The 24,254-nt window shown below is 32.9% G+C and carries 23 protein-coding genes; 11 read left to right on the top strand and 12 right to left on the bottom strand.

What is annotated here, in order from left to right; genetic code table 11:
• The first annotated feature begins 358 nt into the window (after positions 1-358).
• The 5 genes from ABW637_RS16595 (at position 359) to ABW637_RS16575 (ending at position 4,970) form a co-directional block, all read left to right on the top strand.
• The gene (locus tag ABW637_RS16595; RefSeq protein ID WP_367585843.1) at positions 359-931 is read left to right on the top strand and encodes a hypothetical protein; all 573 of its coding nucleotides are present in this window, start codon (positions 359-361) and stop codon (positions 929-931) included.
• 345 nt (positions 932-1,276) lie between these two features.
• On the top strand, positions 1,277-2,464 hold the full coding sequence (locus ABW637_RS16590) for a hypothetical protein (RefSeq protein WP_367585842.1): 1,188 nt from the start codon (positions 1,277-1,279) through the stop codon (positions 2,462-2,464).
• Between the two features lie 82 nt (positions 2,465-2,546).
• Positions 2,547-3,239, top strand: coding sequence for a protein-L-isoaspartate(D-aspartate) O-methyltransferase (locus tag ABW637_RS16585; protein WP_367585841.1), 693 nt, complete (start codon positions 2,547-2,549; stop codon positions 3,237-3,239).
• An 86-nt stretch (positions 3,240-3,325) separates the two neighbouring features.
• Entirely contained in the window at positions 3,326-3,904 is a 579-nt protein-coding gene (locus tag ABW637_RS16580) for a TetR/AcrR family transcriptional regulator (protein WP_367585840.1), read from the top strand.
• 25 nt (positions 3,905-3,929) lie between these two features.
• Positions 3,930-4,970, top strand: a complete 1,041-nt coding sequence (locus ABW637_RS16575; protein ID WP_367585839.1) for an alkane 1-monooxygenase — start codon at positions 3,930-3,932, stop codon at positions 4,968-4,970.
• 11 nt (positions 4,971-4,981) lie between these two features.
• Here the strand turns inward: ABW637_RS16575 and ABW637_RS16570 are convergent, their stop codons facing one another.
• Entirely contained in the window at positions 4,982-6,268 is a 1,287-nt protein-coding gene (locus tag ABW637_RS16570; protein ID WP_367585904.1) for an APC family permease, read from the bottom strand.
• Positions 6,269-6,619: 351 nt separating this feature from the next.
• Between ABW637_RS16570 and ABW637_RS16565 the strand changes: the two genes are divergently transcribed.
• Together ABW637_RS16565 and ABW637_RS16560 are read left to right on the top strand one after the other, a co-directional pair.
• The gene (locus ABW637_RS16565) at positions 6,620-10,159 is read left to right on the top strand and encodes a coiled-coil domain-containing protein (protein WP_367585838.1); all 3,540 of its coding nucleotides are present in this window, start codon (positions 6,620-6,622) and stop codon (positions 10,157-10,159) included.
• Positions 10,160-10,302: 143 nt separating this feature from the next.
• Complete coding sequence (locus ABW637_RS16560) at positions 10,303-11,235, top strand: hypothetical protein (RefSeq protein WP_367585837.1); 933 nt, start codon at positions 10,303-10,305, stop codon at positions 11,233-11,235.
• 168 nt (positions 11,236-11,403) lie between these two features.
• On the opposite strand, the gene ABW637_RS16555 is transcribed toward ABW637_RS16560, so the two are convergent.
• From ABW637_RS16555 to ABW637_RS16510, 10 genes are all read right to left on the bottom strand, one after another.
• On the bottom strand, positions 11,404-11,823 hold the full coding sequence (locus ABW637_RS16555) for a hypothetical protein (RefSeq protein WP_367585836.1): 420 nt from the start codon (positions 11,821-11,823) through the stop codon (positions 11,404-11,406).
• 43 nt (positions 11,824-11,866) lie between these two features.
• Complete coding sequence (locus ABW637_RS16550) at positions 11,867-12,784, bottom strand: DUF5777 family beta-barrel protein (protein WP_367585835.1); 918 nt, start codon at positions 12,782-12,784, stop codon at positions 11,867-11,869.
• A gap of 1 nt (position 12,785) precedes the next feature.
• Positions 12,786-13,328: a YceI family protein gene (locus ABW637_RS16545; protein WP_367585834.1), complete on the bottom strand. Its 543-nt coding sequence runs from the start codon at positions 13,326-13,328 to the stop codon at positions 12,786-12,788.
• Between the two features lie 88 nt (positions 13,329-13,416).
• Positions 13,417-13,839, bottom strand: coding sequence for an OB-fold protein (locus ABW637_RS16540; RefSeq protein WP_367585833.1), 423 nt, complete (start codon positions 13,837-13,839; stop codon positions 13,417-13,419).
• Positions 13,840-13,849: 10 nt separating this feature from the next.
• The gene (locus tag ABW637_RS16535) at positions 13,850-14,203 is read right to left on the bottom strand and encodes a c-type cytochrome (RefSeq protein WP_367585832.1); all 354 of its coding nucleotides are present in this window, start codon (positions 14,201-14,203) and stop codon (positions 13,850-13,852) included.
• Positions 14,204-14,355: 152 nt separating this feature from the next.
• Positions 14,356-15,207: a hypothetical protein gene (locus ABW637_RS16530; RefSeq protein WP_367585831.1), complete on the bottom strand. Its 852-nt coding sequence runs from the start codon at positions 15,205-15,207 to the stop codon at positions 14,356-14,358.
• A 616-nt stretch (positions 15,208-15,823) separates the two neighbouring features.
• Entirely contained in the window at positions 15,824-16,546 is a 723-nt protein-coding gene (locus tag ABW637_RS16525) for a hypothetical protein (RefSeq protein WP_367585830.1), read from the bottom strand.
• Between the two features lie 30 nt (positions 16,547-16,576).
• A complete protein-coding gene (locus tag ABW637_RS16520; RefSeq protein ID WP_367585829.1) occupies positions 16,577-17,293 on the bottom strand; it encodes a hypothetical protein in 717 nt (238 codons plus the stop codon).
• 23 nt (positions 17,294-17,316) lie between these two features.
• Positions 17,317-18,009, bottom strand: coding sequence for a hypothetical protein (locus ABW637_RS16515; protein WP_367585828.1), 693 nt, complete (start codon positions 18,007-18,009; stop codon positions 17,317-17,319).
• 465 nt (positions 18,010-18,474) lie between these two features.
• Complete coding sequence (locus ABW637_RS16510; RefSeq protein WP_367585827.1) at positions 18,475-19,578, bottom strand: LytR/AlgR family response regulator transcription factor; 1,104 nt, start codon at positions 19,576-19,578, stop codon at positions 18,475-18,477.
• A 457-nt stretch (positions 19,579-20,035) separates the two neighbouring features.
• Between ABW637_RS16510 and ABW637_RS16505 the strand changes: the two genes are divergently transcribed.
• From ABW637_RS16505 to ABW637_RS16490, 4 genes are all read left to right on the top strand, one after another.
• A complete protein-coding gene (locus ABW637_RS16505; protein ID WP_367585826.1) occupies positions 20,036-20,473 on the top strand; it encodes an OB-fold protein in 438 nt (145 codons plus the stop codon).
• Positions 20,466-21,014: a YceI family protein gene (locus ABW637_RS16500; RefSeq protein ID WP_367585825.1), complete on the top strand. Its 549-nt coding sequence runs from the start codon at positions 20,466-20,468 to the stop codon at positions 21,012-21,014. Before ABW637_RS16505 ends, ABW637_RS16500 begins: the two co-directional genes overlap by 8 nt.
• A complete protein-coding gene (locus ABW637_RS16495; RefSeq protein WP_367585824.1) occupies positions 21,004-21,912 on the top strand; it encodes a DUF5777 family beta-barrel protein in 909 nt (302 codons plus the stop codon). Before ABW637_RS16500 ends, ABW637_RS16495 begins: the two co-directional genes overlap by 11 nt.
• 92 nt (positions 21,913-22,004) lie before the next feature.
• Entirely contained in the window at positions 22,005-22,496 is a 492-nt protein-coding gene (locus ABW637_RS16490; RefSeq protein ID WP_367585823.1) for a GTP-binding protein, read from the top strand.
• A 44-nt stretch (positions 22,497-22,540) separates the two neighbouring features.
• Here the strand turns inward: ABW637_RS16490 and ABW637_RS16485 are convergent, their stop codons facing one another.
• Positions 22,541-24,214, bottom strand: coding sequence for an ABC transporter transmembrane domain-containing protein (locus ABW637_RS16485; protein ID WP_367585822.1), 1,674 nt, complete (start codon positions 24,212-24,214; stop codon positions 22,541-22,543).
• Positions 24,215-24,254 lie beyond the last annotated feature (40 nt).

Here is a 24,254-nt window from a genome sequence, read left to right as displayed (position 1 = left end):
AGTAAAAGAAGTTATCTGGATTGTAATATTTTTTGACTTCGATTAATGTTCTATGGTAAAAAAACACCTTGTAGATACAAGGTGTTTTTTTTAGAATTTGGCTAATTCAAACACTATCTTTAACTAACTATCGCTTTTATGGCTTTAAGAAGTGATAATTTTGATTCAAATATAGTGCTCATCCAAGAACTACAAAAGAGTTAATTAGCTTAATGAATACCGTTAAAAACCCCATTATTAAGGAGTTATATCCTTAAATTTGAAAAACCCAAGTATCCTGTTAAAGAATGTTTAAAACTTGTTTTTACTTTTTGAGTAATTTGTGATTTCTTTGCCAGCGGGAAAAAATAGATCATCATTGGAACATCAGGAAAAAGAACAGAGTAAAGTGTATACGCGTTATAACTTTTTTAATAAAACGTATTGCGTGTTTAGAGGAGCATCTTTGCGTGAAATCTCAAGACGAAAACCAAATTATCGTAGTGAGTCGGGGAGTACCTACTACTATACCAAACACGGAGTATATCGATTATCCAACCACTGGGGGCGAGCTGCAAAATGCCAATGGCGGCTAGTATCTGATTTCCCTGCAGAGATAGATGATTTACGCCTGGGCTATGCAGATTGGGTAGATTTTAGAGAAAATCTTGATCCCGATATTGATGCTTATTACATTTCTGTAGATTTTGATGCTAAAAAAGTGAGCTACATGCATAAAGACAACCCCAATTATGATCAGGTGGCGGTTTTACGCTCTGCCGATGCAACTCGTAAGCTTATCAAACAAATCAAAAACCTTCTCGAAACCCATAAATGGGCAAAATACTATGACTACGACGATCTTGAAGAATTTCGTGAAGAAGTTGTAACCCGGTTAATCAATAGTAATATCTCTTTAAATGAATTGAGAAGAGAGTTGGTGGATTATTAATAAATCATAATTTAAGCTACGACTAATATTTCACGTCCCTTTAAATACCTTTTATTGGGTATTCTTTCATGGTTTTATTTCAAATATATTCGTAATAATAATATTTCTCAAAATTGTTTTGCGGCTGGTATTATATCCTACAAGCTTTGGTCGGTTTGTTTAGGTATAGGGAAAGACCCCATTAAAAAGGGAGATAAGCCTCTTGAACATACCCTATAGTTTGTGTAATATAGCTGATTATTTTTTTGCCTCTAATTTAATTGATGCTTATGAAGTTGAATATTGTATGTAACAAGTACAATATAGGTTGTGAATAGAATTTTAATCAATTAAAAAATAGAAATCATGAAAATTTCCCTGTATTCTCGTGAGATCAAGATGTTATTACATCTAATCTCGATCTCAATATTTTCAATCCCCATCACCACGCATGTTTTAAGAATAGCATTAGATAAAGAATTCTGTATTGGAGAGTTGGCATTTGATTCTTCAGATAGCATGAAAGTAATTGTTTTAATCTTATTGATGATTAGCGTTAATATTATTTCGATAATGACCAATAAATTTCATAAACTATCCCTATTGGTTACAGGAATCTTCTTTTTTACAGTTACTTTAATTCAATTATTGGTGTTAAATGCCAAAGTGCCTATGATAGTATTGGGTTATCCCTGGGAAGGTGATATATCAATTTTTGAAGCCTACATGACCGGAATTTTCTGTTTAATTTTATTCGTATATGCATATCTCATTGAGGATAAAAAAGTAGAACAGAATAAAGAAGATAAAGTAAATATAGACAACAAAAAGGTTGAAGATATTAATGAAAAGAAAGACTTGGTAAATATAATGCCCGTAAAACAATCTATAATTTCATTTAATGGGATTGTTAAAAATTTTCTAGATACAATAGAAAAACTAGACAGGAGGCTCGTGTTTTTATTAGGTATAATATGCAGCTTAATACTTGCAATACCAATATGCCTTATACTGTATGAAGTAGCAGAATCTTTACTAATAGAATCGAAATATTTAAAGCCTAAAGAAATAAAACTACTGGCTTGGATTGGTGTTGTAGGTATGCAAGGTAGTATAATTAGTATGCTTTTAAGTTTTCGTAGATTCGATGAAGCGCAAAAAGAAATTAGTAAACTACAACTTTTTTTAAATGCATTGTTTAGACCATTTATAGGTTTGTCATTTGCTCATTTATCATATTTTATGCTTGAGTCTGGGTTGTTACAAAATGGATTAGAAGATGAGCTAGGTCATAAACTTAATGAAGCTGAAGAAGTAATTTTATTTTCTTTTAATTATCATGTATGTATAGCCTTTATAGCTGGATTTACCGAGAGAATTGCTAGAGTAATTCAGCCACTATCCACCAATGAACATAGAAACGAAGAGGGTATTGAAAAAGGTAAATCAATAAATGAAATAGAACAAAAAACAGATGTAATAAGGGATACAATAAACAATGAGGGAGAACAACCTGAAAATAGTAATGAAACGGATGGTATTGCTCTATTGTAAACCTATTATTTGATTACTAAATCATTGTTATACTGGTTGTTTTTTAAGATCTTTACATTATTGATTTTCAATACATTAAATAATGTACATACTTGTGTCTATATTAAGTTTCTTACTTTCGATCGGTTTTGGATATAGCCAAGATGCATATACAAAACAAAGAAAAAATATGGTACGGGATCAATTACAAGTTAGAGATATAGTCGATCGTACCACTTTGAATGCAATGCTTGCTGTTCCCAGACATCTTTTTGTACCCGAAAACGTAAAAAAGCATGCGTATGAAGATAGACCCTTATCTATTGGGAGGGGACAAACCATTTCGCAACCCTATATTGTGGCCTTTATGACCCAAGAGTTGAAACTAAAATCAGACGATAAAGTATTAGAAATAGGAACTGGTTCTGGCTACCAGGCAGCAGTGTTGGCCGAAATCGTAAAAGAAGTATATACGATTGAGATTGTTGAATTCTTGGGCAATACCGCAAAAAAACAGCTTGACGCACTAGGGTATCAGAATATAGAGGTGCGAATAGGAGATGGGTATCATGGCTGGAAAGAAGAAGCTCCTTTTGATGCTATTATAGTGACTGCCGGGATTGATACTATTCCACAACCATTGCTAGATCAATTGGCAGAAGGAGGGAGGATGATTATCCCTGCTGGACCCCGTAATGCCATGCAATTACTACTGGTTACAAAAAAGAATGGGAAAATAAAAACTCAAGAACGACTACCAGTACGATTTGTACCCTTTGTAAGGGGAAAGAATTAATTAAAACGATCATCAAGTTACCTCCTTGATTTAGTGCTAATTATTTTATATATTTGACTAATAAACAAAAATAGTCAAAAAATACAATGACTCCAACAAAACAACGATTGCTTACCACAGCTAGTAAAACGTTTAGCAAATACGGATTCTATAAAACATCTATGGATGAGATTGCGAAGTCTGCCAGAAAAGCAAAAGGATCTTTGTATTATCACTTTAATAGTAAAGAATTACTGTTTCGGGAAGTTGTATTGTCTGAGCTTATTGTTCTAAAAAAAGAGCTAATACTAATTTTTGAAGATCATAATGCTGATAGTAGGGATATTATAAGAGCGTATATGATTAAGCGCATGGAGGTTATGAATATCTCAACAAATTATCAGGAAACGCTACGTCCAGAGTTCTACGAATTTTATGAGTTTTTGAATGATGTGATTTTAGAGATGGATCAATGGGAAAAAGAACAAATCACAAAAATTTTAAATAGGGGGGTAGTCAAAGATGAACTTGAGCTTCCCGGAGATATCGAAGTGTATGCCGAAATGTTACTCATATTCCTTAAAGGTCTGGAAACCCCATTATTTTTAAAAGGGCAATATGAAAGACTGATAGCCAACTTTGATAATCTTATCGGAATACTGACAAAAGGTATTTCGAAAATATAACTGTCTAACGATAAAAATTTAAAAAATGAAAAGATTAAAATACCTTTTGGTGTATACATTGCCGATCACGGTGTATATTTCATTTAATACCGATGGCGCCATGACTTTTATTCCTTTTATTATATTCTTTGGTTTTGTACCGCTATTAGAATTATTCTTAAAACCAGATGCTTCTAATTTTGATAAGGAAACCGCCACTGCAGAAAAAAACAACCCCATTTATGATTGGGTGATGTACCTATCACTACCGGTACAATTAGGTATGTTGGTCTATTTTCTTTTTGTAATACAAGATACACCTTTTGGTACTGTAGAGTTTTTTGGACGAGTATCTGCTATGGGGCTAATGTGCGGAGTATTAGGAATTAATGTAGGTCATGAGCTAGGACATAGACATAGTAGAAAAGAACAATTAATCGGAGAAATCCTTCTGCTAACATCATTAGATACTCATTTTCTGCCTTATCATAATGGCGGGCATCATCGCGATGTGGCTACTCCTAACGATGCGGCTACAGCCAAAAGGAATCAGATATTATTTACTTTTTGGATTACATCTCACTTTGGAAGCTATTTTAAAGCATGGAAATTAGAGAACCAACGACTAAGCCACCAAGGTAAATCCCCTTTCTCTTTGCAAAATCGCATGGTAGTATATTCTTTTGCCAATATTGCGCTTCTATCTCTAATTTTATATTTCTTCGGGACCTATGTATTACTTGCCTTTATAGGTGCTGCCATACTTGGGATTATGCTGCTAGAAACCGTTAATTACATAGAGCATTATGGTCTTATGCGAAAGAAAACCGAGACCGGTACTTACGAACGAGTAAAACATCATCATTCATGGAATTCTGATCATCCCATAGGGCGTTTGTTATTGTTTAATCTTTCGAGACATTCTGATCATCATTACAATGGAAGCAAGAAATATGCAGTATTAAAATCGGTGCCTCAAAGTCCACAAATGCCAACCGGTTACCCGGGAATGATGGTATTAGCATTGTTTCAACCGCTATGGTTTATATTAATGAACAGGAAATTGAAGAGATTGGAGAACATCTAAATAAAACGAAGTCATTTAGGCCTACGCTTCTTTCTTCTGAAACAAATATAATCCACGATATAAGTTACTATTCCGATAGCCAGAATTGATAATCCTATTAATGATTCTCTTTGCTGCTCTAGTATTAGATACGTTAATATCCAGATACTGATGGCTAAAAATACAATTTGAGGTATCGGATAGATTGGACTTTTAAATCCAGAATAATCTTTTTTTCTTCGTACAAAAAAGAGCCCTGCGACAGTTACAGCAACAAAAAACTGAAGCATAAAACCACTATAGGTCAGAATTTGATCAAATGAACCTGTAAACACCATAATTATAGCAATAACAGCTTGCAATAGTATAGCGATCAAAGGAATACCTTTTTTATTCGTCGTTCTTAAAAAATGCCATAGTTTATAATCATCTGCAATCACTTTTGTCACTCTTGGACCTACCCACACCATAGCACTAATACTCGAAATCAGCATTACGGCAATCAAAATACTTATAATTTGCCCTCCTATATCCCCGAAGACTTGCCCAGCTACAATCTGACCAATTTCTATTTTTCCCGAAAGCTGTTCTAACGTTGCTTGTCTTAAAAATACAATTTGCAACAAAACATAGAGTAGACTAACTAATAAGGATCCGCCAATCAAGGCGATAGGAAGATTTCGTTGTACATCTTTTATTTCTTCAACGATATATGCTGCGGCATTCCAACCAGAATAAGAGTAGGTGACAAATATTAAGGATACCGCAAATGATGGCAACAAGATCTCTTCTTTCCAACCAGAACTCCAATCAAATGCTGTTGCTGTAGAAGGCACTAAAAAGCCTACTGCTATAAAGAAAAGAATAATTAAAACTTTGAAATAGGTAGTGGCGTTTTGAAATAAGCTACTTCTGCGTAAATCGAACATATGTATAACCGAAACTACTACAATTAGTAGTATAGCGGTTATTTTTGCATGTATTCCAATATAACGTTCGGTATAGGATCCTGCCGCCATTGCTGCAAGAGCAATAGGAGCAGCAAAACCAACGGTTAATGACACCCATCCAGAGAGATAACCTAATAGAGGACTATAGGTGACCGTCAAAAAGTGATACTCGCCTCCAGAACGTCGTAGCTTTGTGCCTAATTCGGCATAGGTGAGGGCTCCACTAATAGCGATAACAGCACCTATTACCCAAAGGAGCAATATGCTCCAGGTATTTTTTATATCCACCAGTTGAAACCCAAGACTGGTAAAAACACCGGTACCAATCATATTGGCAATAACTATTGCCGCTGCCGTTTTCCAGGATATTTTGTGTTTTGCGTTGATTTGTAATAGAAATGATTGATTGATTTTTTGAAAGTATCAAAAAAACTATGGTTAAGATTTAATTTTATCTTAAATGTTTGATTTTAAGATAAATATAGGAAAATACTAAAAAAGGGGTATTCACTTCTATAAAAAAGGGGAATAAGTCCCTTTTCTTTTGTTTAACAACACAGTACTTTTAGTTTTTGATATCTCTAGAGGCTTTAATGGTATTTATATAAAATATGTGAAAGTCTTTATTTCTTCACTACTAACTATTCATTAGCTAGTGCTATAATTGATTTGTTTTAATACAAATTACTTTATACCTATCTGTAAATACATAAAAACATCATGGAGAGTAAACTAAATTTTTTCCAAAAAATGTTTGGGCATAACAAACCTTCCCAACCTTCAGACAAAAGTATCCCTGGCAAAGAGAACAATGGGATCGAAAATACACTAACATATAAATCAAATTATATAACCCTTCCTAAAAGAGTAGAGATGTTAAAAGGCTCATATGCCTTAACAGGTAAAGCTCTTAAGAAATATAAACGACTAAAAAAAGGTAAAGCAAACACTCTTGTCTTAGATGTGAAGTCTGCTCAAAAACAAGGTATTCAGCGAAGAATATCTCAACTTTCCACGTCACATTCAAAAACAGTTAAACAATTAAAGGAAGTTGAACAAATTAGACAGATCATAGAGGAAACAAAGGAAGAATTTACATTCCTAAAAAAAAATCAAAAAATAGGTCAAGATACTTCGAAACTAGCCAAAAGATTAGTGGAAAAAATCCAGGATAGAATTGGTTATCGAACTATTAAAGAAGTAGGAGAATCAAATTCTGAAAAGGATAAATATTCAAATCAGCTAATAGAATCAATAAAAGAAAATACCTTAAGGAGCAGTATCGATGATTACAAGTTAAAGAATGGCGATAATAAAAGTAAAGATGAAAACAAATTTAATGAGGAAGATGTAAAATCATTAATTAGCATAATAAAAACAATAAGAGAGGATTCTAAAATAAACAAGCCGGAATTTTCTAAATCAAAAGAAAAGGAGCCTGTAGGAAAAGAAGAAAACCTTAAAATACGAACGTTAAAACTTAATATAACCGATGCTTTGGCTGAAAAAATTGAGATTAACTCTGGAAAACTCATTACTAAAACATTTGGGAATATTCGTAAATCATTTCAAATTAATACAAAATACATTTCTAAAAATTCTCAAGTAAAATGTGAGAAAGAAGCCAAACCTGTAGAGAAAGCTATAAATGATAAAAAAAAATCGCCTTTTGATTCTGATGTAAAAGGATATGAACAACTTCAGAGGTTATTAAATTATAATAGTCCAATAGATAATCCTTCAGTTAAAGATTTCAAAAGTTTGCAAATTGCATGGGAATCTATTTGGAGTGAGGCATCAAGTCAAGACGGTCCGACTTTTTTTGATGAAATACCCAATATTCCTGAAGAGATCATGAATATGTTACCTATGATTTCAGATAACGAATGGGCAAAATATGTGATTTGGTCGCATCAAATAGGGAGCACATGGAAAGTAATGCTAAATAATGCCTATCTCTATCGTATATATGAAATTTTTATACTCTTACTATCTGATAAGGTATTAAATCAAATAACAAAACTGGAAGAAGAAGTAAGGCAAATTGAGATAAATTCTGGACGTAGTGGTTTGCTTCGTGAAGTTGAAAGAATATATGTTCTCGGTCATAGTGGAAATAATGATTGGACAACTCAAAAACGTAATGATTATACAATCAACAAAAATCAAATTCTTGAAAGAGCTAAAGAGTTAATACAAAGATCAGGGGAGGAAATAAATGATAATGAAACCATACACTACTTAGAAAGCAGAGGTTACTCTTTTCCTATCTATGCTCCCGGACACGTCAATTATGGGTTAATGACTACCTATCGCCAAACATGGACTCCGTTACAGTGGCAAGTAGGTGAATTAGTAAAAACGATACCATTAACAGCAGGTGAAACCAGAAAATACAAGAAAAAAGTAAGACAGCTAAAAAAGCAATCTCGAAAAGAAGTTGAATCAAATTCTAGTCTCTCAAGCTTGCACGATCAATTTCAACGTGATGCAAAAGAAGAGATCATAGACCGTGCTTTTAATATAACTAGTTTTGAAGCTAATGCAAATGTTGGTGATGGGACTAATAATGCAAACGCTGCATTTAGAAATTCAAGTGAGAATGAATCGAAAGATACAAAAAACAATATTCGCGGAGCTACTTTAAAAGCCACTGAAGAGTTTAAACAAGAACATAAAATAGAGATCAACGAAGAAGAGAGTTATGAAACTGATTTTACTGATGAGGGAACAATTAAAAATCCTAATGATGAAATCACGGTTACTTATCTTTTTTATGAATTAGAACGTGCTTATGAAATAAAAGAACATTTGCATAGTATAGAATCTGTAATCTTAATTCCTAATGTGGTTCCGGCAAAACAGCAAATCACTTGGGAATGGATCAAAAAAAATCATTGGATATTAAAAAGAGTTGTACTGGATATAGACTTTATTAAACCAATAGAATGGGCAATGCTGGGAGAAGACGAAATAAATCATACTCAAAATGAATTGGAGAAAAAGTTAGTTGCATTAATGAAGTTAGTTAGTAAAATTGAAAGTAAACTCGAAAATCTCGGTGATGATACCACTAAAGCTCAGGCAGCTGCAGATCTTGCTTCTGATACCATTACTTCTCTTCTAAAGTCACAACATGAAGAAACATTATTAGATTTGGGAATTGAGCTTCTTTATGGTGATAAAGAAGCTCAAGAAATTGAAGATCAGGAATACTTAAAAGAAACCGCACTAGATAAACTCAATAAAATACAGGAAAGAATTGTAAGAGAAGAAGGTAAATTAGGACAAGCCCGGAATACATTGGATCGAGCTACAGACAACTATAATAGGGCATATGCCGAAGCCAAAAGAAAAATTAATAAGGTTGAAAATTTTATCACACATATCCAGGATAATATACTCTATTACATGCAAAAAATATGGTCTTATGAGTATAGCGAACAACGGTTTATGCGCCTATTTCCTCAAGAAGTTCCTTTTATTGAATATCCCGAAGATGACAAAGATATTTATATAAGACAGGTAAGGCCAACTAGTTTATCTGATATAATTAAAGAGGGAAGCACTGTTGAAGTTATATTACCAGAACCGGGGCTGCCCGTAAACAAAAAATTACACGAAGTTGCTGATCTTGATAACTTACTTGGTTTTAAAGGGAATTATATGATCTTTCCGCTTAAAATACAATCTTACATGACGGCATATATGGCTCAAAGTTATTTAAGTGGCGTACTGAAATCTTTTGAGGATAAAGAACCTCAATCTTTACCTGATTTTAATAACCTCATTACCGAAGCTGTTGGTTTTGAATATGAATCACCCTCAAACCAAGCGTTTAATCTTCAGGATCCGGATAGATATAGTGAATCAGTAAGGGATTTGGAGTTCGAAACAAGTGAGGCTTATAAAAATAATAAAGAGAGTTCTAATGGAGATATTAAAAAAAGAGAGCAATTAGAGGATTATTTAAAAAGAATGCAATGTCATAATACATCAGAACCAGAAACCATTGTAGTACCTACCGGAAGCCTTTATATAGAAGCATTACCAGGAAAAAAATCCATTCTCGAACCGTTTAAAGAAAAACATAGAAAACTAGATGTAAAGGATAAGAAGTTAGATTTGAAATTGAAAAAACTTGAAACTGAAAGAAGAGAAAAACTTTTAGAAGAGCCTAATTTGATGGATCCTGATATTGATAAACGAATAGAAATTTTTTCAAATGGGGTGCCGGTGAATAATAACATCAATCCGTAAAATTATTCATTATCAAAAGCCTAAAAGAGCTACTAACAAAATAAGCATTCAAAAATATCATGGTTTCTTCAAGTAAAATAAATCGTAGTCTTCGCAATAAGGAATTATTAGACAAGCAAAAGTCGGTGAATCACAAAAAAGGATTGTCATATAAGGTTTCTGGTGTTGAAAGAGGTTTGATAGTTCCAAAAAAAACTCAGAAAATTTCAAATCAAGACGATGCAATATGGGATTATGGCCAAATGGAACATCATATTGATGATTTGGATGTGATTGAATATAAACTAAATAACAAAGTTGTTTTTGACTTCCGTAAAGTTGTTTCAATTATTTTCCACAAAAGTAATTATAGTACTGGTAATACAGGAGAAGCATTAATTGAGTATATGCAACAATTAAAATATATAAAAAAAAAGAAATACTTATATATAAAAAATCCAAAAGGTAAAGGAGGGAAACCACCATATAATGGCGTGGGTTGGGAAGGTGATGATATTATCAAGCCATTATTAAATTTAAAAAGAGAACCAATAGGTAAAATAGGTCCGAAAAGAGTAAAAAAAGATGGAGTATGGAGAGGAAATTGGAGGGGCATTGCAAAAGGATATACTAATTGTAGTACAGCAATTTTAGAAGCGATTTCTGTTTTTTTTGGAGATGGTTATGGAGTTATAAATGGAGTTCATATTCAAGATAAGAAGTTTGAACTTTTTATGTCTACCTTTCAAGATAGAAATTGGATAGATTTATTTAAAACAAAATACCCTGAATTAGGTATGGAAGTTGATCATTACTTTAACGCAAAGCGCGGGGATATTTTGAGTACTGGTAACCATAGATTAATTATTACAGGTAAACCATATTTACATCTGAAAACAATAAAGAACAATAACAACAAAAAGACAATTATTCGAAAAGTTGCAGTTCCCGTAATTCATGCTTCTCCTCCAACCAATAATAAAAAAGCAGCCGTAAAAGAAGAAGTAAAATACTATAGTCTTTATAAAGCTAAAAAATTTAAAATTGGGAGGTTTTATGATTTTAGTATAGCTAGAAAGACAGCCAAATTACCATAACTTTGAAATCAACTTTTTATATAACTGAACAAAAAATATTATTAATTTCTTAGGCACTTTCAAACTGATTTACACTAAAAAGCCTCAATCATTGTGATCAAGGCTTTTTTTGGATACGAATAAGTATTTCACCAACATCTTCGTACTAATTTCTTATTGCGTATCAGGTCAAGGGGCAAAAGATCTTTGCATAGATATATGCCCTCCCAAAGTATTTGAAGGTGCTAAAAGTTCCTGGTAGTTATTGTGTAAATAATCAAACTCGGTATTTACCGTTACACACAATTCATTTTCAGAATTAAAAAAACGACTCCTAAGGCTTAGTTTTTGTTTAGTATTTATACTGTCAATAAATTCTAGATGTACAGAAAAATGCTGTGTAAACATCAAATGTTGTTGATAGATTAATTCTTCCTTACATTTCTGAAGCCCCATTTTTAAAGTGTCTACCTTATGTTTTGAATATCCTTTCTGAAATAAGAAGGTGTTGAATATGGACAAAGTATATGAATGATACGCAAAATCCTGCATGATCATAAAGTCATCCACATCTTCTCCTTTTACTTTATAATTCTGTCTAAACATCATAATTTCATTTTTTTATTGATAAGCCCTATTTAACCTCTTCTAACTACTGATCAGAATCTTGCACTTCTTTAAGCTTCTTCTTTTTATGTTTTCCGAATTGAAAAGCTCTTGAAATATTAAACCCTAAGTGTACATCACCTTCAAAAAAATCATCGGTTGACTCGGTAATAAAACTTTTTTCGATCATGGTAATCGAATTAGATAAAATGATCTGAAATACATGCCCTCCGGTTTCGATATCAATACCAAAGGCCAGAGAATTTTTAGCATCAATAGACTCTAAAGGATTTACCGTATAATGATATTCCCCGTTTACCGAAATCCTTTTGGTTAATTTTACTCTTCCTCCAATTCCAACTGCAAAAATACCATGAGGGTCATCATTAATTTTTACAGAGTTTCTGTGTATATAACTTGGCGTGATTTGTAATGAAAATCCCGGACTAAACTTTTTCGCGATTAATAATTGCGAAGTATAAAAGAGACGATCACTTTCACTTGGTTCATTACCCGGTTCGAAATCATCTACACTTCTATAAACAATACTTCCAAAGAGAGAAACGGCAAAAGGGAATGAATTTGGACCCGAACGCTGCTTTAAGAGTTTGTATTTAATGAAGCCATCATAGGCTTTCTCAAAGCTACTTCTACCAACACCAAGCATAAGATTGTCTGTTAGACCATACTCAAAAGCAAAACGAATATTTGATTGATCTAATCCATACAATTCATCAGGACCTAGATTTACTCTTCCGAAACGGTGAGATATCACAAATTCGAGGATGCCTTTTTTTCTATTTTCTATTGAATGCCCATTTAGTATTCTGGTACCTTTAAAGGTAGAAGTCACATAGTTTTTGGTTTGGGGTGTTTCCTTATCCAGGATATCAAAAAGATCATCCTGGGCTAGTATTTCTGTGTAAATACCAAATAAAGCGATTATTATTAAAAGATTTTTCATGTTACTTTTTATAAGGTTTGTGATCAAATGCAAAGCTTACTTCTATGACCTCTGCAATATTATTAATGACAACCGACGGAATTTTAATATCAAAATCGGCCACCTTTACAGGAAAACTTCCTTTTAACGATATATGCTCATCGGTTTTGATAAGTTTTGCCTGTATTTCTATGGTTTTGGCAACCCCATGAATAGTTAGGTTACCTTGTATAGTAACCACTTTTTCATCAGAACCAAGCGCATCAAAATTCAAGATTTTTCCTTTAAAAGTTGCTTTAGGATATTTATCTGATTCTACATAGTTTTCATTAAAATGCTCTTGCATTAATGATTTTTCGAACATGAATGACTTCATCAATATTGAGATAGCAAGAGCTCCTGTAGAGGTATCAATAATACTTAATACCTGATTATTGTCTGCTTTAATGTCTTCGACCGGAGAGGTTGAAAAAAAGGAAGTGTACCCTTGTTTTGTTAAGAATCTTTCTTGCCCGTTTGATGCAACAGCAAACAATAGACAGCAAAATACTATAAGTGGTTTCATTTTTATAAGTTTTCTTTATTGATAATTTGTTTTGTTTTTAAAAGGTCAAATGGTAACATTCATAGACACTCATTCTTTATAGAGGTAATTAATTAAGAATGACACATTTTACCAGAATTACATCCATTAGATAACCGGTGCAAATCCCTTTTATGATAACCGTTTGGCCGGTTTTTAAAGCCCCCATCTTTTTATTTTCTTTGATGTCTAAATGGCACATTACACTTCCAAATGAATCATCACTATTTAATGTGATAATTCCTTTTTCATTTGTTAAACTCTGTTCTGAAATGACCCCCGTTACTTGAATTATTTTTTCTAGATACTTAGCGTTAGCCTCGGTTTCATTATTCTGAAAATCATTCAACACTTTTGTAGCCTCTATAGAAAGGTTAGGTGCTTTTTCTGAAACATTGATGTGTGGTTTGTTAAACATTGTTACCGCTATAAAGACAACCGCCAGAACTACAATGAGTACAGAGTTGATGAGTATGATTCTTTTTCTAATCATAGAATTATTTTTAATTATTTAATGCTCCATTATCTATCCAACATCTAATTAGTTCGATTTCTTCATTGGTTAAAGATCCTCCCAATGGCATTCTTCTAGATACCACTTGTGTTCTTACTCTAGCAGCATTAGCATTTATTCCTTCAAAAGTTCTTAAATCTGGAGCTTGATTGCCTCCATGACATCGAATGCAATTAGTGTCTACAATGGGTTTAACATTAGCTGTAAATGAAATGTCGGTACTACATTCTTCGTTCCCGATTGGTAATGGAATTTCTTCTTCAACATTATTGTCACACGAAAAAAATGCAAGACTTATGACTATAAGTATGTATATGTGTTTAATTTTTGAGATTGTTTTCATGAGTATTTGATTAAGGTATAAGAGGAAGGAGCAAGCACGCCTTCCCCTTATGATCAACTAACTACTTAAATATGAAATTATATTAAACTGATTATTTAAATAAAATCTTCAATTTGCTTAATAACAGTATTTTGTAATTGCAAATATTAATTTTATAGAGCCGCTTCGGTATCGGTATTTGCAATTGGCCAAACACCCGGTGCAGGAAAATTGATTCCAAAATTATCTCCTCGTTCTACATCTTGTCCGAAGTAATACAATGGCCATCCTCTAAATGTTAATTGACTTCTACCAAAAACATCGATTGTACCAAAATCACTTGCATCAAGAATACTAGGAAGCTTATCAATATCGATATGAAATACTGGCCATACCGCATCATTTGAAAAATCTGCTGCCGTAAAGTTGTTCGTATCCTTAGTATCATTCTGGAAGGTATACAGTGTTCTTCCTGTATTTCCATTCACGATATAAAATGTAAGTTCATCACCCGGCGTATAATCACTTTTAAAGTTTACTGGGTTTCCTTCGGCATCTTTACCTACCAGTTGAGCTTCGGCATACATTAAAGAATAGTCTGGTTTTGCGATATACCAGTTATTACCAACTTTATCGCCATTAGTATCACCGGCAGCATTATCATTAGCAAAATAATATAAGGGCCATCCTTTGTATGTATTTTGTTTTTCACCATCATCTCTGGTAATCACACCAAAGTCTGATGCTAATAAACCTGTATCAAGTGTTAAATCGGCTGTATAAAATATAGGCCATGCAGCCTTACATCCACCTGCACATGCAGATTCTCCTTTGGTATCCCTGGAGAAGAAATAAAGAGACATTCCGTTAGCATCGGTAAGAATGCTTCCAAATGTTGCGTCTGTTGCTAATTGTACGGCATTGGCTACATCTACAGGAGGAGTAGGTTGTGGATCACTATCATCACTACTACAACTATAAAGTGAAGCAACTAAGGCGCATACTAAGAAAATTGACTTTTTCATTTTTTTGAGTTTTTAAGATTTATGAAGCAAATTACCGTCAATAGTGCCCTTAGAATCAAATTAATATGTGTGAGAGGGAAAAAATGGCGTTAAAAAGGAAAAAAAAGAGTTGAAAAAAATGGCGTTATATCCATTTATAACACTCAAGGATACTATTTTGTATTGGACAATGATCTTATCCTGAAAGTTTCTCCAAAGTAGCCGATGTTTTCGACAGCGTAGTTGATGATTTCGACAATGCAGCTGATGCTTTCGACAAGGTAGCTAAAGATTTCTCCAATGCAGCTGATGCTTTCGACAGCGTAGCTGAGGATTTCGACAGCGTAGCTGAGGATTTCTACAATGCAGCTGAGGATTTCTCCAATGTAGCTGATGTTTTCGACAGCGTAGCTGAAGATTTCTCCAATGCAGCTGATGATTTCCACAATGCAGCTGATGCTTTCGACAAGGTAGCTGATGTTTTCGACAAAAAGATTGATGTTTTAATAAGCGTTGGGTAAGATAGGAGAGAGCCAATTCTATTCTAACAAACTAAAAACAAAAAAATCCTGCTGGCCTCATTCGTAACCAACAGGATTTTGGGTATTGGGAAGATAAAAACCCCTTTTTATATTATTTAAAGTATCCCAACCCCAGGAATATTTTCTAATACAATAACATCTACTTCTCCAGCTATTGATAAATCATTATCACTATCGTTATTAACCCCATCGACATCAAAGGAGAATGAGAAAGTGAGATTATTTGTATCATCATTAAAATTGAAATTGGTAATGCTAAAATTAGATACAGGTGGTTCTATGCCTTGATTATCAAAAGTTCCATTTAATTGCAGTACCACCAGATCTTCAAAAATCATATTATATTCGTGGAGCTCAAATTCAAATTCGAATTCCTGAGCGTCGGTTCCCGGATTAATTACATTAAGTGTAATTCCGGCCGTAAATTCTTGAGAATCGTCATCCGGAGTATTTAGAAATCGTAATAGATTAAAGGTCATATCACCTGTTTCATTTATGGTAAATGAATTGAAATTGATAAGCGAATTCGCATCAATAGCAGTAAACGCTAAAGTTTTAGTGTCTGTAAATGCTTCGTTATTATCTTTTCTGGTTCCATTAAGAGTAAGATTGATACTTCCAAATTGAGTAAGTTCTTCAAAACCAACACCATCTTGCCCGTTAGCACCATCTGTTCCATCAATACCATCAATTCCATTAGCTCCATCTAAACCATTAGGTCCGGCTGCACCATCTTCACCTTCACAATTGACAAGAGATACCCCAAGAAAGCCAATCAAAAAGATTTTATATATCGTTTTAATATGTATATGTTTCATTTTTACGTTTATTTTATAGTTTTTAATGTATTATAATTCTTCTGCTGCTCCTTGTATTTCTCTTAATACAATCACATCTACTTCTCCGGACACGGATAGCTCGTTACCGGTAGTATTTCTATCGGCAGGTACATCTAGTGTAAAAGAAAATGTAAGTACATTCGTTTCGCTATTAAAATTGAAATCTGTAATATTAAGATTCTCTATATCTGCATCACTGCCTATAAATGTTGTTATATCAAGTATGGTTAGATCTTCTGAAATAACAGGGTATTGAAATATGGTAAAACGGAATTCGCTAAACTCTGGGGTGTCTGATTCGGGATTGGTGACTTGTAAACTAAACGTTGTACCAACGCTTTGGAATTCTTCGCCACCGGGAACACTTAGAAATCTTCCAAAGTCAAACTGTAGAGAAGACTCCTCAACAATAACTGAATTTGATTGTGGTAAAATTTCTGGAGATAAAGGTGTGAATCGAAATACATTGCTATCGGTAAAAGCAACATCATCTGGTCTTGTGCCTTCTAAGGTAAGCGTTATACTTCCAAATTGTGTAAGCTCTTCAAAACCTAATCCATCAGTTCCGTCTGTTCCGTTAACTCCATCAGTTCCATTAATGCCATTACTAGCATCTTGTCCTGCTGGTCCTATGTCACCATCTTCGACTTCGCAATTGGCAAATAACACCCCGAAGCAGCAAATAAAAATTGTTTTATATATGTTGATATGATTAAATCGTTTCATTATTTTTTGTTTTTTGTTATTGTTTAAAGTTCTATGTCATCTATATCTTCTACAACTATGACATCTACTTCTCCAGAAATTGTTAAATCATTACCCGTATCATTATTTGCTGCATCGACATTAAAAGAAAATGAAAATGTAACCGCATTGGTGTCATTATTAAAATTGAAATTGGTTATACTAAAATTTGTAACCCCAATTTGATCGTTATTAAAATCATCCCTAAAACCAAAGTAGGTGAGATCATCAAAAATCATTATGTAATCATCTACGAATACATCGAATTTAATGGTTTCATCAGCTTCTCCCGGGTTAGTAAGAACAAGGAAAATCTCTATTTCTGAACCTTGAAAATCGCCATCAGGTGCACTTAAAGTTCGTTCTATACTAAACTCTAAACTGTTTTCTTCAATTGCTACATTGTTAAAACTGTCAATATCTTCTACAGCGGTAAATTTAAATTCATCGGTCTTGGTAAAAGGAATATTATCGGGTCGTGTTCCCTCTAGCGTGAGCGTGATACTTCCAAATTTGGTGAGTTCATCAAAACCAACACCATTTTGACCATTGGTTCCATTTTGGCCATTGGTACCATCAACACCATCTACTCCGACAATACCATCTGCACCAGCAGGGCCGATATCACCGTCCTCACAATTGGTGGATAAAAGCCCCAATACACCAATTACAATTGTTCGTAAAAAAAAGTTTTTCATTGTTTTCATTTTAAAAATTAATTATTGTCTGAATGATGGCGCAAATAACCATAGATAAAGGCTAGCGAATGAAATTAAAATTCGTGAAAGGGAAAAAATGATCTTAAAAAGGAAAAAAAGGGATTGAAAATATCTTCATATTATCTAGAATAACGTGAGTACGACCTAACGATGTAAATGATCAAAAGCCGTCAATTCGAATGATTTTTTGAAACAAAGTGGAAAAAAACAGTATCGAGAATAGGTTTTTTATTAGAAAACCACTGTTCTCGATAGCTCTGCTGAGCCAGTCGAAGTACACTTCTCCTAAAGTCGAAGCACTCGAACGGACGTGATTTTAACATAGAAAACTCACGTTAGAATAAAAAATATGAGTAGCATAAAGACTCTTAGTAGCGTAGAGCACTTCTCGATCAAGAAAAAGAGATAAAAGCATCTAAAGGAAAATAGACTTTGTGCAGATAATTAAATATTAAGCCATTGCCTAAACTCGGCAGCTTTATTTTTACTTATCAGTATTTCGACATCGGCATCCTGAACCAAAATTTTAAGCTGGCTATTGCCATACTTTATTATTTTTTCTATACCTGTAATACTAATGATGAATTGTCGATTGGCTCTAAAAAACAGTGATGTATCCAAACTTGCATAAATATCGTCGAGACTATTGCTACTTGTTGTTCTTTTTCCATCAAAACAAACGACATAGGTGATTGTGTTTTCAGTATATATATATGCTATTTCATTAATTGAAATCGGGATTAATTCATTTCGCAGATAGGTGAGAATTCGTTTTTTACCAAAATCAGATTCAGATTCTGATTGTTCATCATTCGTTTCGTTTACTACTTTCTGTTGATAGGCAACAAGATCTGTATTCAGTTTTGAGAGATTCACTAATTCGCTCTCTAAACTTATATTTTTTTGCTCTAATTGCTTTTCATAGTAGCTTCCTATAATACGCACAGCAAAAAAGGAGGATAGAATAATTAATCCGCCCATTAAAGCAAATATGGTATAAAAACTAGTTTTAAGCTTTCTTGTTTGAGCCGATATTTTATCCAAATTTGCATGTGCAGCTACAATTAAATCAGAATCGTTTACAGGTGCGATGTATACAATCTCAGACTCGACACCAATGGTATCATTTTCTTTTTCTTTTTTGCGGTTCATTAGTAAATCGTATAGTTTATCAGAACTATTCTCTTCGCTTAACGATTCTAAAAGCAATTGATTAGAGTTTACTTTTTGTCCAACTTTTGTAATATCGGGGTGACAAACTTCTTTTCCAGACCAGTTAAACACACAAATAAAGGAAGCACCACTATGGGTGTTCTCGATTGTATTTTGAATATTACTTATTACCGTCTTTTTTTCAATACCACCTACTAATTGATTGCTTATTAGTTTGGCTATTTCATTGGCTTCACGCTTACTCGATTCTAATTGTACCTCAATCAGTTGATTTGCGCTTACTTTAATAAAATACTTTACACCAAGTGAAGCTATAATCAAAAAAATAACTGATATAGAAATGAAAGTCAAAAAGTATAGTTTATCTTTTCTCATGGAGCGGTTATAATGAATCTGTTATTTTCTAAACGTATTAAGTTTAGCATAATTTCGATAACGAAAACGAAAATAGCATATTTTTTTACTATTTCATTTAATCAAGAAATAATTGCAAATCATTTCAGTCGATTTTTTTCCTTTTTAAAGCTGCTTTTTCACGCTAGCAGACATTTATTCTAGTAAAATAGTATAATCATTGTTTATTTGTTCAAATAATAATTCAAAAAACATGAAACAATGAAACGATGTAAAAACAGTCTGCTTTTATACTTATTTTCAATTACTGTGGTTATAATAATGCTTCAAATTACGTTTTTAATAACAACCAATTAGTTAACCTATTTTAAAAATCACGCATTTACTATGTATACAGGTATTGTTTAAATTAAATTTTATAAATTCAAAAACTGTAGTTTTACAACTAACTAATAGAATGTTTTTTTCCAAAGCACATATGAATAGAAATAATAAAATCGTAACCTTCCTTTTTTGCCTACTATTAGTAGCAGGTCTTTACTTTTATTATGGTTTTTATAATCGTACATATGTTGATATTAACCATGCTGCTACCGAAATAAAAATTAGTTCTGGAGAGCTTACATCAACATATATACTTAATGAAGAAAGTGCAAATTCTATATATAGAGGTAAAGTTATTGAAGTGGAGGGTATTGTAAAAGAGATCTCTTTTTTAAATAATCGAAATACTGTATTATTGCATGGCGATGACAAATATTCTAGTGTGCTATGTGATATGCAATCCGATCAAATAGAAGAAGTCAAAAAACTGAAACGAGGTCAAAAAATAAAAATAAAGGGGATCTGTAAAGGGTTTCTTAAAGATGCGATATTATTAAACTGTATGCTGATTAACACACAAATCAATGAATAAAATTATTGTTCTGATATTTCTATTGACGAATTTTGCTGACTTTGGTGCAAAATCAGATCAAATTATAACTCGCCAAGGGCAAGCTTCTTTCTTTTCCTATACTTCTGTAGAGAATATAGAGGCAAAGAATAATCAGGTATTGAGTATAATAGACTTGTCAAAAAATAAAATTGCAGTGAGTATGCTTATGAATGCTTTTGTTTTTAAAAAAGCATTAATGCATGAGCATTTTAATGAAAGTTATATTGAGTCTGATCTATACCCAAAAGCTACTTTTGAAGGTGAGATTATTGATTTTGATCCATTAGCCACAGGAACACAGATTAAAATTATTAAAGGAGATCTTACTATCCATGGTATTACAAAAGAGGTAGACATAAAAACAACTATCGAAAACAACAATGGTAAATACCTACTGACTGGTGATTTTGAAGCAACGGTTAAAGATTTTGACATTAAAATTCCACCGATCTTAGCACCCAACATTGCTAAAACTATATCAATAACCTTTAGATTTGAATATCAGCCATATGAAAAATAAAACACATCTTTTGGTCTGCTTTTTTATAGTGATAGGATTTGGTATGCCTATCAATGCACAGGATTTATTAGATACACTAGACAAAGAATACCCCAATACGCCTCAATATGAATTTGCGACTTTTAAGGCTAGTCGAATTTCGATAGGGCACTCTATCGAAACTAGAAAAAAAGGAATACTAGAGATTCAGGCATTCAGTCGATTTTGGAACATTCCAAATTACAGAGGCCAAAGTTTTATAGCCGATAAACTTAGCACCAGGCTAGCATTAGAATACGGTATCTCTGACCGATTAACAATAGGAGCAGGAGGAACTACTTTAGATGGGGTTTTTGATGGGTTTATGAAATATAAACTCGTACGCCAAAGAAGTGATGGCAAAGGTTCTCCTTTAAGCATCACTCTTTTTCAGAATGGATCGTACCGAAGTAAACGCAATCGTCCTTTTCCCGATGTAAACAGATTTGATGAGTTTAGCGATAAATTAGCCTTTACCAGTCAATTGCTTATTGCTCGTAAATTTACACCACAATTTTCTATGCAAATTTCGCCCACATTTATACACAGAAGTTCGTCTGTTTTTGGCGAAGATCCAAATAATCAATTTGCAATAGGAGTAGGAGGGCGTTATAAGTTGGATGGACACGTATCTATCGTATCTGATTATTTTTATGTGATTAATCCTTTAGAATCAATAAATTCATACGATGCATTTTCATTGGGAGTTAATTGGGAACTAAGCGATGTGATGCTACAGTTTCAGTTAACCAATACCCGAGCTATGGTCGAGGATGCTTTCATCACGCAAACACCAAATAACTTCAACTTTAAAGATGGTAATTTTGTCTTTGGATTTAATGCCATTTTTGTTTTGCATCTTAGTCAAAAGAAGCCTTAAACTAATTTTGATTGAGTAGTTTTTATTTAAAACTGATAATAATCATTGATTACTATTGAAAATGAGATTAATATTGATACATAACCACACTTATGAAAATCTCAAAGGATATAGTTTTAAGACCTCGGTTTTTTCAAGATTTGAATATCCCTTCTGAAAAAGCACTTGATGCTTTCGAGAAAAAAAGTAAAACGTGTCTGGATTTTAAAGTAAGCCGTATAGATCACCATGTGTTTATACGTATTCCTAAAAAAGAGCAGCATTTCTGGTCACCACAATTACATCTCGAAATTTACGATACCGAAAAAACAACAATGCTCAAAGGTCTTTTTGGACCTAGTCCTACCGTTTGGACACTTTTTATGTTTTTACATTTTATAGTAGCTGGATTATTTACTACTGCCGGAATTTGGTTATATGTAAATATAAGTTTAGACAAACCCATTATATTTCCGATAGTATCCATGATTTCTCTTTTTATCGTATGGTTCGTCCTTTATTTTGCAGGTCGTTTAGGAAGAGAGGCTGGTAAAAAAGAAATGCATGCATTATATCAATTTATGGAAAACACATTGAATGTGTAATGTATTTCATATTTTCAATTACTTCATTTATAAACCTTGTTTTTTTATAAATAGTGTACTCTGTCAATATCAAACCCAGGCACTTTATGGTCATCTAATAAAATCAGAGTCTTTTGATCTGTGATATTTTTTAACAATTGTAGTAGTAATTTCTGAGTCTTTATATTAAGTTCTTTTAAAGGTTCTTCGAGAATCAAAATAGGTTTTTTGGTCAGTAAAGCCCTGCAATACATCAATATTTTTTGTTGCCCAGAAGTTAGATTACATGCCATATCACCAATTTTACTGTCTAATTGTAATTGATTTTGCACATCTTCATGCTGTTGTAAATGTTCTAATAGTAGCTCGGCTCTTTCTCTATTTTTGGTTTTTCGATTATATACAATAGCTTCATAGACATTTCTTCCATATAACGGAAAGTCCTTTGATACAACGGCAATACTTTTTCTGATTGTTTTTTCAGACAATTCATGACATGGATAGTTACCAAAGGCAATATACCCATTAGTGGGTGACATTAATTTGAGTAATAAGCGTATAAAAGTCGATTTTCCGGATCCCGATGTTCCTTGAAATAATGTTGTACTCTGTGGTGATATTGATAATCCAATATGTTTAAATACTGGTTTTGTAGTATTGGGGTACTTGAAACATACATCTTTAAATACTATTTCTTCTTGGTTCAATAGTAACTGTTCAAAAGGCAATTGATTTTCTTTAGGTAAACAAAAAATATCGATCAATTTACTAAAAGAGATATCTCCTAATTTCCAGACAATGCTCACACGCAAACTACGCCGAAGTACTGGAAGTATAGAGATAATTAATAAAATTAAAACGAGTAAAGAAGAACCTTGCAAACTTGTATTTATACTTTGTGCTGATGAGAATACATAAAACATAATAATTCCCAACATACTATACGTAATAGCAGGAATTATAGCTTGTAGCAAAGCTACGATTTTGGAATAACGTTTTCCGATATCATAAAGATCATCTGATCGTTTTTGGTATCTCTTTTCTTCAGGTTGATATTTATTAAATGCTTTTAAGGCCATAATCCCACGTAAACGCGTATTTACAAAGCTTAACATACCAGAACGTTTGTTTCTTCTTTCGAGAGAAATCTTGTACAATGCTTTATTGATACCCCAAAGTATAACTGATGAGACCAGAATACACCCCCCAATAATAATACCCAAATATGTATCAAAATATCCAATAGCTATAACTACAATACAAAGTAAAACCACATCTTGAGAAAAGCGGATCAATCCATTTTTCATATAGTTTTGTATGCTCTTTAGGTCTCCACTATACCGTAAAAGATATTTTCCGATACCTTTGTTGTCATAGATGCCAATAGCAATTTGTAACTGATTGGCAAAAAGTTGCTCTCGTAGCGTTTTACTAAAGCGTTCACCTACTAATCCAATCCCAAAACGATTTAGATATTCGAAAAGTAATCGTAATGTTACCAATGAAAAGAAAAAAACAAGAAATGAGTTAAAATCTGGAGCATCCATAAAGGGAATGAATTTAAATGCAGCCAATCGATGTGAAGAAAACCCAAAACTAAGTTCATAAAACTTACCGATACTAATCGGGATCAGAATAGTGAGTACATTGTAAAAAAGACCAGTAAGAAAGGTTAATACTACCAGAGTTACATTGCTAATAGCAAAAGTACTTATGATATTCCATTTAGTATATGACATGATATTTATTTAAAAAAAATGAGAATATGTATGAGGAAGG

The sequence above is a fragment of the Aquimarina penaris genome (assembly GCF_040786285.1).
Classification (GTDB): Bacteria; Bacteroidota; Bacteroidia; order Flavobacteriales; family Flavobacteriaceae; genus Aquimarina.
Note: the sequence above shows the minus strand (reverse complement) of the source record. Positions and strands in the feature narration are given on the sequence as shown.